Here is a 12043-nt window from a genome sequence, read left to right as displayed (position 1 = left end):
ATCTTCCGCGCGTACGAGGGCACGTACGTGGCGTCTTCGCGCGCTGACGGCATGCCGAGTGTGGATCGCACGGCGGCCGCCCATGTGACCGGCGCCGTCCTCGGCTACGCGCTGGACCTCGCCGTCGGCGACCCGCGCCGCGCCCACCCCGTCGCCGCGTTCGGGCGCGCGGCCGGAGCGCTGGAGCGGGCTCTCTACCAGGACCGCCGCGCCGCGGGTGTCGCGCACACCGCGCTGTGCGCAGGGGGGACCGTCGCCGCCGCCGCGCTGCTCACCCGCGTACTGCCGCGGCCCGTGCCCCGTACGGCCCTCACCGCCGCCGCCGTCTGGGCCGTGGTCGGCGGGGCCTCGCTGTGTGCAGAGGCGAAGGCCATCGGAGAGGCGCTGGAGCGCGGCGACGTGGACGGCGCGCGCGAGCGGCTGCCCCATCTGTGCGGCCGCGACCCGCAGGCGCTGGACGCCGACGGCATCGCGCGAGCCGTCGTGGAGTCGGTCGCGGAGAACACCTCGGACGCGGTCGTGGGCGCCCTGGTGTGGGGCGCGCTGGGCGGTGTGCCCGGGCTCGCGGGGTTCCGTGCCGTGAACACGCTGGACGCGATGGTGGGTCACCGTTCGCCCCGTTACGCGAAGTTCGGCTGGGCGGCGGCGCGGCTGGACGACGTCGCGGGGTGGCCGGGCGCCCGGCTCACGGCGCTGCTCGCGGTGGCGGGCGGCGGCGACCCGCGCGGCGCGGCGCGCGCCTGGCGCGCGGACGCGGGCCGGCACCCCAGCCCCAACGCGGGCCCCGTGGAAGCCTCGTTCGCGGGGGCACTGGGCGTGCGCTTGGGGGGCACGCTCTCGTACGGCGGCCGGACCGAGCACCGTCCCGCGCTGAACTCCGGCGGGCGCCCTGTGCGTTCCGGCGACATCGCGCGGGCCGTGCGGCTCTCGCGGCGCGTCGGCGCGCTGGCGCTGGCCGTCACCGCCGCGGGGCACCTGGCCGCGCGGCGCAGGAAGGGGAGGGTGTGAGCACGAGCCGTACCGGAGGCGGGCTGCTGGTCGCGGGGACGACCTCGGACGCCGGCAAGAGCGTGGTCACCGCGGGCATCTGCCGGTGGCTGGCGCGCAAGGGCCTCAAGGTGGCGCCGTTCAAGGCGCAGAACATGTCGCTGAACTCGTTCGTCACACTCGACGGCGCCGAGATCGGCCGGGCCCAGGCGATGCAGGCCGCGGCGGCGCGCACCGAGCCCAGCGCGCTGATGAACCCCGTGCTGCTCAAGCCAGGCGGCGACCGCACCAGCCAGGTCGTGCTGATGGGCAAGCCGGTGGGCGAGCTGAGTGCGCGCGGCTACCACGCCGGGCGGCAGGGGCAGTTGGCCGAGACCGTCAACGGGTGCCTGGAGGAGCTGCGCGGCACCCACGACGCGGTGATCTGCGAGGGCGCGGGCAGCCCCGCCGAGATCAACCTGCGGCGCACCGACATCGTGAACATGGGCCTGGCCCGGGCCGCACGCCTCCCCGTCGTGGTCGTCGGGGACATCGACCGCGGCGGGGTGTTCGCCCAGTTCTTCGGCACGACGGCGCTGATGTCGGCCGGGGACCAGGAGCTGCTGGCGGGCTATCTGGTGAACAAGTTCCGCGGCGACGTCTCGCTGCTGGAGCCGGGGCTCGCGCAGCTCCGCGACCTCACCGGGCGGCAGACGCTGGGCGTGCTTCCGCATCAGCACGGGCTCGGCATCGACGAGGAGGACGGCCTGCGGGTGTCGCTGCGCGGCACCGTACGGGAGTCCAGCGCGGCGCCCCCGCACGGCAGCGACGTGCTGCGGGTCGCGGTGCTGCCGGTGCCGCTGATGTCCAACTTCACGGACGTGGACGCGCTGGCCGCCGAGCCGGGCGTGGTCGTCCGCTTCACCGACAGGCCCGAGGAGCTGGCCGACGCCGACCTCGTGGTGGTGCCCGGCACCCGCGGCACGGTGCGCGCGCTGCACTGGCTGCGGGAGCGCGGCCTCGCGCAGGCGCTGGCACGCCGCGCCGCCGAGGAGCGCCCGGTGCTGGGCATCTGCGGCGGCTACCAGCTACTGGGCGAGCGCATCGAGGACGAGGTCGAGTCGAAGGCCGGGACCGTGGACGGGCTCGGACTGCTGCCCGTGCGGGTGCGGTTCGCGCGCGAGAAGACCCTCGCGCGGCCCTCAGGCACCGCTCTCGGCCGGCATGTGGAGGGGTACGAGATCCACCACGGGGTGGCCGAAGTGCTGGGCGGCGACGACGCGTTCATGGCGGACGCGCACGGCCGCGCCGTGGACGGCTGCCGGGTCGGCGCGGTGTGGGGCACCCACTGGCACGGTTCGCTGGAGTCGGACGGCTTCCGCCGGGCCTTCCTGCGTCGGGTCGCGGACGCGGCGGGCCGCCACGGCTTCCTGCCGGCGCCGGACACCAGCTTCGGCGCGCTCCGCGAGGAGCAGCTCGACCGGCTCGGCGACCTGATCGAGGAGCACGCCGACACCGGCGCGCTGCTGCGGCTGATCGAGCAGGGGCCGCCGGCGGGGCTGCCGTTCGTGCCGCCGGGGGCGCCGGAGACACCGGTGGCACCGGAAACGGCGGCGAAGGCGACGACTGCGACGGCGCGGGCCGGGGAGCCATCGTGAACGGGGGCGGGCACCGAGACGGGGCCGCCGCGTACGGCAGGACGGTCAGGGCCGTCGTACGCGGCGGCCCGCACCACGAGTTCGCACACGTACCGCCCGGGGACGCGCCGTCCGCCGGGACTTGGGAGGACCGCACATGAGCACGCCGTACCCGTTCACCGCACTCGTGGGGATGCGGGACATGCAGCTCGGGCTGCTGCTGAACGCCGTCAACCCCGCGATCGGCGGCGTGCTCGTGCGCGGCGAGAAGGGCACGGCCAAGAGCACCGCCGTGCGGTCGCTGGCCTCGCTGCTGCCGCAGCTCGACGTCGTACCCGGGTGCCGGTTCTCCTGTGATCCGGCGGCCCCGGACCCGCAGTGCCCGGACGGCCCGCACGAGGAGTCGCCCGGCGCGCGCAGGGACGCGCGGCTCGTGGAGCTGCCCGTCGGCGCCTCCGAGGACCGGCTCGTCGGCTCGCTGGACGTGGAGCGCGCCCTGTCCGAGGGCGTGAAGGCGTTCGAGAGCGGCCTGCTCGCCGAGGCGCACCGCGGTGTCCTGTACGTCGACGAGGTCAACCTCCTCCAGGACTTCCTCATCGACTCGCTGCTGGACGCGGCCGCCATGGGCGTCTCGCACATCGAGCGCGAGGGCGTCTCGGTGCGGCACGCGGCGCGCTTCCTGCTGGTCGGCACCATGAACCCGGAGGAGGGCGAGCTGCGCCCGCAGCTCCTCGACCGGTTCGGCCTGACCGTGGAGGTCGCCGCGTCCCGCGACACGGACGAGCGCGTCGAGGTCGTACGGCGGCGGATGGCGTACGACGACGACCCCGAGGGGTACGCGGCGCGCTGGGCCGGCGACGAGCAGGAGCTGCGCGAACGGATCGCGGCCGCGCGTGAGCTGCTGCCGCGGGTGAAGCTCGGCGACAAGGCGCTCCGGCAGATCGCGGCGACCTGCGCCGCGTTCGAGGTGGACGGCATGCGCGCGGACATCGTGATGGCCCGCACCGCCGCGACCCTGGCCGCGTGGGCGGGCCGCACGGACGTCCTGGAGGAGGACGTGCGGCAGGCGGCCCTGCTCGCGCTGCCGCACCGCAGGCGGCGCAACCCCTTCGACTCGCCGGGCCTTGACGAGGACAAACTCGACGAGACGCTGGAGCAGAACGCGGGGGAGGACGACGCGGGCCAGGACGAGGACGGGGACGACGACCCCGACGGCGGCCCGGAGGGCGGGGGAGGCGGGCAGCCGCCGCAGGACGGTCCGCAGGACGGGCGGCCGCCCGAGCAGTCCGAGCAGCCCGAGTCCCCGCAGGACGGGCAGCAGGAGCAGCAGCAACAGCCGCAGGTGCCCGAGCAGTCGGAGCCCTCAGAGTCCTCCGAGCCGCAGCAGCAGCCCGCCTCCGGTGAGCAGAGCGAGGAGTCGGGCGACCCCGCCTCCGCGCAGAGCCGCGAGCAGGGCCCGGCCTCCGCGGGCGAACCGTTCAAGGCGCGCACCCTGTCGGTGCCGGGCCTGGGCGAGGGCGCCGCGGGACGCCGGTCTCGCGCGCGTACGACGCACGGCCGGACCATGGGTTCGCGCCGGCCCCAAGGCTCGCTCGGCAGGCTGCACCTGCCCGCGACGATGCAGGCCGCCGCGCCGCACCAGCACGCGCGCGGGCGCCGCGGCCCCGGGCTCGTGGTCCGCAGGGACGATTTCCGCGAGGCCGTCAAGGAGGGCCGCGAGGGCAACCTCGTGCTGTTCGTGGTGGACGCCTCGGGCTCGATGGCGGCGCGCAAGCGGATGGGCGCGGTGAAGGGCGCCGTACTGTCACTGCTGCTCGACGCGTACCAGCGGCGCGACAAGGTCGGTCTTGTCACTTTCCGCAGGTCGGGGGCCGAGGTGGCGCTGCCGCCGACCTCCTCCGTGGACGCTGCGGCCGCCCGCCTGGAGACCCTGCCGACCGGTGGCCGTACGCCGCTGTCCGAGGGGCTGCTCAAGGCGCGCGAGGTGCTGCGCGTGGAGAAGCTGCGGGACTCCGCGCGCCGTCCGCTGCTGGTCGCCGTCACCGACGGGCGCGCCACCGGAGGGCCCGACCCGGTCGACCGCTCGCGGCGCGCTGCGCGGCTGCTGAACTCGGAGGGCACCGCCTCGGTCGTGGTGGACTGCGAGTCGGGCCCCGTGCGCCTCGGCCTCGCGGCCGAGCTGGCCCGCGACCTGGGCGGCCCGGCCGTGACGCTGGACGAGCTGCGCGCGGACGCGGTCACGGACCTCGTCCACGCGGCCACCGGGAACACGCAGGCGGCGGGGAACGCGCACCGGGCCGCGGCGGGCGGCCGCGACCACACACAGACCACCGCACACAGCAACGCCCAGAGGAGGGCCGTCTGATGCCGAAGGGACAGCCGGAGACGATTCCGGACGACGGGCTGACCACGCGCCAGCGCCGCAACAGGCCGCTGGTCGCGGTGCACACGGGCCCCGGCAAGGGGAAGTCGACGGCCGCGTTCGGCATGGCGCTGCGCGCCTGGAACCAGGGCTGGCCGATCGGGGTGTTCCAGTTCGTGAAGTCGGCCAAGTGGAAGGTCGGCGAGGAGCGCGCGCTGCGGGTGCTCGGCGGCACCGGCGAGGGCGGCACCGTCACCTGGAACAAGATGGGCGAGGGCTGGTCCTGGGTGCAGCGCGACGCGCAGTTCTCCAACGAGGAGGCGGCGCGCGAGGGCTGGGAGCAGGTCAAGCGCGACCTGGCGGCCGAGACCTACAAGCTGTACGTGCTGGACGAGTTCGCATACCCGATGCACTGGGGCTGGATCGACGTGGACGAGGTGATCGCGACGCTGCGCGAGCGCCCCGGCTTCCAGCACGTCGTGATCACCGGCAGGAACGCGCCCGAGAAGCTCATGGAGTCCGCCGACCTGGTCACCGAGATGACCAAGGTCAAGCACCCGATGGACGCGGGGCAGAAGGGCCAGCGGGGCATCGAGTGGTGAGGGCCGGTTTCCTGGTGCCGGTCAGCGCCCCGGTGCCGGCGGGCGCTCCGGAGGTGGCTCTCCCGTGACGGACATCCCCCGCCTGGTCATCGCCGCGCCCTCCTCGGGCAGCGGCAAGACGACCGTGGCCACCGGGCTGATGGCCGCCTTCGCCGAGCGCGGCGTCGCGGTGTCCCCGCACAAGGTGGGCCCCGACTACATCGACCCCGGCTATCACGCGCTCGCCACGGGACGCCCCGGGCGGAACCTCGACCCGTACATGTGCGGGCCCGACATGGTCGCCCCGCTCTTCGCACACGGCGCGGCCGGTGCCGAACTCGCGCTGGTCGAGGGCGTGATGGGGCTGTACGACGGCGCCGCGGGACAGGGCGAGATGTCTTCGACCGCACATGTGGCGAAGCTGCTGCGCGCGCCCGTGGTGCTGGTCGTCGACGCCTCCTCGCAGTCCAGGTCGGTGGCCGCGCTGGTGCACGGCTTCGCGTCCTGGGACCCGGAGGTGCGGGTCGCCGGGGTGATCCTCAACAAGGTCGCCTCCGACCGGCACGAGGCGATGCTGCGCGAGGCGCTGGAGGAGGGCGCCGGGGTACCGGTGCTCGGGGTGCTGCGCAGGGCCGCGCCGGTGAGCACGCCGTCCCGGCACCTGGGCCTGGTGCCAGCGGCCGAGCGCCGCGCCGAAGCGGTCGACTCCGTACGGGAGTTGGCGGAGCGCGCGCGTGCGGGCTGCGACCTGGACGGGCTGATGGCGCTGGCGCGTTCGGCGCCGGCGCTGGACACGGCGCCGTGGGATCCGGTGGCGGCGATCGCCGAGGCCTCCGGCAGCGCGCCCGTGCCCGAGGGCCCGGGCCCCGTGATCGCCGTGGCCGGGGGCGCCGCGTTCACCTTCTCCTACGCGGAGCACGCCGAGCTGCTGCGCGCGGCGGGCGCCCAGGTCGTGCCCTTCGACCCGCTGCGCGACGAGGCGCTGCCCGGGAACACCGCCGGGCTGGTCGTCGGCGGCGGCTTCCCCGAGATGTACGCGCCCGAGCTGTCGGCGAACGAGCCGCTGCGCAAGGAGGTCGCCGGACTCGCCGCCTCCGGCGCGCCGGTGGCCGCCGAGTGCGCCGGACTGCTCTACCTGGCGCGGGAGTTGGACGGCAGGCCCATGTGCGGGGTGCTGGACGCCGCGGCCCGGATGACCGAGCGCCTCACGCTCGGCTACCGGGAGGCCGTCGCGCTCGGCGACAGCTCCCTGGCGGCAGCGGGTACGCGTGTAAGGGGCCATGAGTTCCACCGCACCGCGATAGAGCCCGCGGCCGGCGACCCCGAGCCGGCGTGGGGGATGGTGCGGCCCCAGCGCCGCGTCGAGGGCTTCGTACGGGGCGGGGTGCACGCCTCGTACCTGCACGTCCACTGGGCGGGCTCGCCCGGTCTCGCGGCGCGGTTCGCGGGGCGTGCACGGCTTCACGAGGGTGCCGATTCCGGTGAGGGGGCGGCCCGTTGACCGCCACCCCTCCCCTGCCCCGTACGGGAATTCCCCAGCTCGACGCGCTCGGCTGGCCCGCCGAGGGCGCGGTCGACGCGCTCGTACGCCGCGTGCGGGACGGCGAACGGGTCGCGCTGCGCGCCGACGCGCGGTGGGCGAGGGAGCTCGCGGTCGTCGGGCTGCCAGCCAACGTCGCCGCTGAGGCGGGTGCCCACGACGAGGACGAGAGCGCGGGCTCCTGCGACGGTCCGGCCCTGTGGGTGACCGACGCGGTCGTGCCGCTCGGCCCCGACGAGGCCGTGCTGCGGCCTCCGTCGCTGGTCGCAGGGGTGGGCGCGGTACGCGGCGTCCCCGCCGACGCGGTGCTGGAGCTTCTCGAACAGACCCTGGACGACGCGGGGTTGTCGGTCCGCTCCCTCACCGCGCTGGCCACCGTGGACGCCAAGGCGAACGAGCCGGGGCTGATCTCCGCGGCCGGGCGGCTCGGCGTACCGCTGCGCACCTATCCCGCCGAGACCCTGTGCGCCGTCGACGTACCCCACCCCTCGGACCGCGTGCGCGCCCTCGTCGGCACGCCCTCGGTCGCCGAGGCCGCCGCGCTGAGCGAGGCGGCGCGGAGCGGTTCTGAGGGCGTCGAACTCGTCGTCCCCAAGGCCAAGTCGGGCGGCTCTGCCGACACCGGAAGCACCGGTGGCGCGGCGGGCGCCGCCCGGAGCCCGGTGCTGGCCACGGTCGCCGTGGCCCGGCGCGGCACGGGGAGCGGACCGCCGCCGTCCGCGGACTTCCCGGGCGGCGGCGGAACGAGGGACGCGGGTACGAGGATGAGCGCGGAGACCACCATGGATGAGCCCACGCGCAGCGTGGATGAGCCCCGGCAGGACACTCATGACCTGCGGCATCACGGCGACGCCGAAGTGCGCGGCGTGGGCGCGGAGTTGACCGACCTCGCGGTCAACGTGCGCACCGGTACGCCGCCCGCGTGGCTGCGCTCCCGCATCGCCGAATCGCTCGACACCCTCGCCGCCTACCCGGACGGGGGTCCCGCGCGCCGCGCGGTCGCCGAGCGCCACGGGATGCCCGAGGAGGGCGTGCTGCTCACCGCGGGCGCCGCCGAGGCGTTCGTGCTGCTTGCCCGCGCGCTGGGCGCCGCCGAACCCGTAGTGGTGCACCCGCAGTTCACCGAGCCGGAGGCGGCGCTGCGGGACGCGGGGCACGCGGTGCGCAGGGTGCTGCTGCGCGCGGAGGACGGCTTCCGCCTCGACCCCGGGAACCCCGACAGGGACATCCCGGAGTCCGCCGACCTCGTGGTGATCGGCAACCCCACCAACCCCACCTCCGTGCTCCACCCCGAGGAGACCCTGCGCGCGCTCGCACGCCCCGGGCGCTCCCTGATCGTCGACGAGGCGTTCATCGACGCGGTGCCGGGCGAACGCGCGTCCCTGGTCCCCGCGCTGGCCTCGGGCACGCTCCCCGGGCGGGTCCTGGTGCTGCGCTCCCTGACCAAGACCTGGGGCCTCGCGGGCCTGCGCATCGGCTACGTACTCTCCGACCCGGACACCGTGCGGCTGCTCGCGGCGCAGCAGCCGCTGTGGCCGGTCTCCGCTCCCGCGCTGGTGGCGGCGCGGGCCTGCTGCGAGCAGCGGGCGCTCGCCGAGGCGGAGGCCGCGGCCCGGCAGATCGCCGAGGACCGCGCGCATCTCCTGGGCGGGCTGGCCGAGTTCGGCGGCAGCGGACTGAGCTGCGTGACGCCGCCCGAGGGCCCGTTCCTGCTGGTCCACCACCCCGAGGCGGCCCGGATACGCGAGGAGCTGCGCACCCTGGGCTACGCGCTGCGCCGCGGCGACACCTTCCCCGGACTCGACCCCGAGTGGCTCCGGGTGGCCGTACGGGGTCCGGAGATCACGGAGGGGCTGCTGGCGGCGCTCGGGAAGGTCCTCTAGCGGTCCCCCCCCCAGCGCGAGGAAGCGCGCGGTGTGCGCACGGCGCAGACTGGGCGTGCACCGGCCCGCACGCGCGCCACCGCCACCGCACAGCGCGGAACCGCGCGATGCGCTCACCGCACCGCACACCCCACCCGAAGGGAGCCCGCCCGTGACCCGCTGGACGACCCGTACGCCCGGCCTCGCGACCCGCGACCACGTCGTACGCGTCCCCCTGGACCACGCGGCGCCCGGCCGGGACGCGCCGCACATCGAGGTGTACGCCCGCGAGCTGGTCTCCCCTTCGGCGCTGCACCCCTCAGGGTCGGCCCCTGAGAGCCTCCCCGCGCTGCTCTTCCTCCAGGGCGGTCCGGGCGGCCGCTCCCCGCGCCCGCTCGGCGCGGACACCTGGCTGGCCCGCGCGTTGCAGGAGTACCGGGTCGTCCTCCTCGACCAGCGCGGTACGGGACGCTCCACCCCGGCGACCCGGCAGACCCTCCCCCTACGGGGAAACCCTGTCGAACAGGCCGACTACCTCGCCCACTTCAGGGCCGACTCGATCGTGCGGGACGCCGAGATCCTGCGGGCGCAGATCCTCGGACCGGAGACCCCGTGGACGATCCTGGGCCAGAGCTTCGGGGGCTTCTGCGCGTTCACGTACCTCTCGCTCGCGCCCGAGGGCGTGCGCGAGGCCCTCGTCACCGGCGGTACGCCGTCCCTGCACGCCACGGCCGACGAGGTGTACCGGGCCGCGTACCCCCGCGTCGCGCGCAAGAACCACGCGCACTACGCCCGCCACCCGCAGGACGCGACCACCGTCCGGCGCATCGCCGAACACCTCGGCGAACACGATGTGCGCCTTCCCGACCGCAGCCCGCTCACCGTCGAACGCTTCCAGTCGCTGGGGCTCATGCTGGGCGAGGGCCACGGCTCGGACCGGCTGCACTACCTGCTGGAGGACGCCTGGGTACCGGGGCCGGGCGGGCCCGTGCTCTCCGACGCGTTCCTCTCCGCCGCCCACCAGCAGCTCTCCTTCGCGGGCAATCCGCTCTTCGCGCTGCTCCACGAGCCGATCTACGCCCAGCGGTCGGTGTCGCCCGAAGGGACCAGGTGGGCGGCGCAGCGGGTGCGCGCCGAGTACCCCGAGTTCGACGCGCAGCGGGCCCTGCAGGGTGATCAGCCGGTCCTGTTCACCGGCGAGATGATCTACCCCTGGACGGTCGAGGCCGATCCGGCGCTCCAGCCGCTCGCCGAGACCGCAGGACTGCTCGCCGAGCGCACCGACTGGCCGGACCTCTACTCCCCCGCACGCCTCGCCGCCAACGAGGTCCCGGTCCACGCGGCCGTCTATCACGACGACATGTACGTGGACCGCGACCACTCCCTCACCACGGCAGGACAGGTCCCCTGCGTCCGCACCTGGATCACGAACGAGTGGGAGCACGACGCGCTGCGGGTCAGCGGCGGGCGGGTGCTGGACCGGTTGCTGGGGATGAGTCGGGGCGAGCGGTAGGTGGGGCGCCGCTGGTGCAGGGGGCCTCTTGTGCGGGGCGCCTCTTGTGCGGGCGTCGCTGGTGCCGGGCGACCATGCGCAGTGGTCAGCTCACGACGCGGCCGCGCATCACCACGGCGCGCGGGTGGTTGAGCACCCCGACGTCCTCTCGGGGGTCGGCCCCGTACACCACGAAGTCCGCCGACTCCCCCTCCTCAAGTCCGGGGCGCCCCAGCCATTCCCGCGCGCCCCAGGTCGCCGCCGAGAGCGCGTCGGTGACCGGGATGCCCGCCTTCACCAGCTCGGCGACCTCGTCGCCGACCAGCCCGTGCGCGAGCGAACCGCCGGCGTCGGTGCCGGTGAACACGGGGATCCCCGCGTCGTACGCCGCGCGAACCGTGTCGTAGCGGCGCTCGTGGAGCCTGCGCATGTGGGCCGACCACGCCGGGTACTTCTGCTCCCCTCCCCTTGCCAGATCGGGGAACGTCGCGATGTTCACCAGCGTCGGCACGATCGCCACGCCGCGCTCCGCGAACAGCGGGATGGTGTCCTCGGTCAGCCCCGTGGCGTGCTCGATGCAGTCGATGCCGGCCTCCACGAGGTCGCGCAGCGAGTCCTCGGCGAAGCAGTGGGCGGTCATGCGCGCGCCCTCCTCGTGCGCGGCGGCCACCGCCTCCTCGATCGCCCACCGCGGCCAGCAGGCGGTCAGGTCCCCCTCGCCGCGGTCGATCCAGTCGCCCACGACCTTGACCCATCCGTCCCCGCGGCGGGCCTCGCGCCGTACGTAGGCGGCGAGATCCCCCGGTTCGATCTCGTGCGCGTAGTTGCGGATGTAGCGCTTCGTGCGGGCGATGTGCTGCCCCGCGCGGATGATCCGCGGCAGCTCCTCCCGCTCGTCGATCCACCGCGTGTCCGAGGGCGACCCCGCGTCCCGCAGGAGCAGGGCCCCCGCGTCCCGGTCGGTCAACGCCTGCTTCTCGGCGGTCGTTTCGTCGACGGGCCCATGCGCGTCGAGCCCCACATGACAGTGAGCATCCACAAGCCCGGGAAGCACCCACCCTTCGAGGCTGCCCGTCTCCTCTCCGGGCCGCTCAAAGGTGACCCGCCCATCCACGACCCACATCCCGTCCCGGATGTCGTCTTCACGGGGACCGGTGAGGACGGGGCCTTGGATACGCAACACGTTGGTCATGGGTGGCACCTTACGAGAGTTGCTCAAGCGTTCGCGTACGCGGAAACCTTGGCGAGCAGCACAGCATCGGCTACAGCGCTGAGCCGGAAGTCCGGCGAATCCACCGAGAGATGCACGAGTTCTTCCTTTTCCAGCTCGACATCCACGACGAGATCCCGTCCGAACCCTTCCAGGCGAAGATCACGCGCCCCGACCAAATTAATCTCCACCTGCACGGTGTTGAACCCCTGCATCCGCCACTTCGGGGGTGGCGAATCCGGAAATTCCGCCAAGTCGACCCGCAACAGCAACTGGGGGCCGTTTGCCTGAACGGTGACCTCATGGACCCGGACTCCGTGCAACGCCGGCGGTGAACCGTCGAAGACCTTCAGGATCGGCGTGGCGTCCGCAAGCGCGGAGACCCAAGACATC

At 74.7% G+C, this 12043-nt stretch carries 9 protein-coding genes; 7 read left to right on the top strand and 2 right to left on the bottom strand.

Features of this window, described 5'->3' with window-relative positions:
* The first annotated feature begins 51 nt into the window (after nt 1–51).
* The 7 genes from ABEE00_RS32575 to ABEE00_RS32545 all read left to right on the top strand — a co-directional run bounded on the left by ABEE00_RS32575 (nt 52) and on the right by ABEE00_RS32545 (nt 10461).
* Nucleotides 52–1008, top strand: coding sequence for a cobalamin biosynthesis protein (locus ABEE00_RS32575; RefSeq protein ID WP_345749376.1), 957 nt, complete (start codon nt 52–54; stop codon nt 1006–1008).
* Nucleotides 1005–2624, top strand: coding sequence for a cobyric acid synthase (locus ABEE00_RS32570; protein WP_345749375.1), 1620 nt, complete (start codon nt 1005–1007; stop codon nt 2622–2624). The genes ABEE00_RS32575 and ABEE00_RS32570 overlap by 4 nt, the downstream gene beginning before the upstream one ends.
* Before the next feature lie 136 nt (nt 2625–2760).
* Nucleotides 2761–4968 (top strand): putative cobaltochelatase, encoded by a 2208-nt coding sequence (locus ABEE00_RS32565; protein WP_345749374.1) that lies wholly within the window; start codon nt 2761–2763, stop codon nt 4966–4968.
* The gene (gene cobO, locus ABEE00_RS32560) at nt 4968–5567 is read left to right on the top strand and encodes a cob(I)yrinic acid a,c-diamide adenosyltransferase (RefSeq protein WP_345749373.1); all 600 of its coding nucleotides are present in this window, start codon (nt 4968–4970) and stop codon (nt 5565–5567) included. The genes ABEE00_RS32565 and cobO overlap by 1 nt, the downstream gene beginning before the upstream one ends.
* Before the next feature lie 64 nt (nt 5568–5631).
* On the top strand, nt 5632–7047 hold the full coding sequence (locus ABEE00_RS32555) for a cobyrinic acid a,c-diamide synthase CobB (RefSeq protein WP_345749372.1): 1416 nt from the start codon (nt 5632–5634) through the stop codon (nt 7045–7047).
* 242 nt (nt 7048–7289) lie between these two features.
* On the top strand, nt 7290–8969 hold the full coding sequence (cobC, locus tag ABEE00_RS32550; protein WP_451918722.1) for an Rv2231c family histidinol phosphate aminotransferase CobC: 1680 nt from the start codon (nt 7290–7292) through the stop codon (nt 8967–8969).
* A 151-nt stretch (nt 8970–9120) separates the two neighbouring features.
* Nucleotides 9121–10461: an alpha/beta fold hydrolase gene (locus tag ABEE00_RS32545; protein WP_345749371.1), complete on the top strand. Its 1341-nt coding sequence runs from the start codon at nt 9121–9123 to the stop codon at nt 10459–10461.
* 85 nt (nt 10462–10546) lie between these two features.
* On the opposite strand, the gene ABEE00_RS32540 is transcribed toward ABEE00_RS32545, so the two are convergent.
* Both ABEE00_RS32540 and ABEE00_RS32535 read right to left on the bottom strand, forming a co-directional pair.
* Nucleotides 10547–11632 carry an amidohydrolase family protein gene (locus ABEE00_RS32540; RefSeq protein WP_345749370.1) on the bottom strand — a complete coding sequence of 362 codons (1086 nt, stop codon included), beginning with the start codon at nt 11630–11632 and terminating at the stop codon, nt 10547–10549.
* Between the two features lie 23 nt (nt 11633–11655).
* Nucleotides 11656–12042 carry an Imm50 family immunity protein gene (locus ABEE00_RS32535; protein WP_345749369.1) on the bottom strand — a complete coding sequence of 129 codons (387 nt, stop codon included), beginning with the start codon at nt 12040–12042 and terminating at the stop codon, nt 11656–11658.
* Between the last annotated feature and the right edge of the window lies 1 nt (nt 12043).

It is taken from the genome of Streptomyces odontomachicola (assembly GCF_039605595.1).
Classification (GTDB): Bacteria; Actinomycetota; Actinomycetes; order Streptomycetales; family Streptomycetaceae; genus Streptomyces.
Note: the sequence above shows the minus strand (reverse complement) of the source record. Positions and strands in the feature narration are given on the sequence as shown.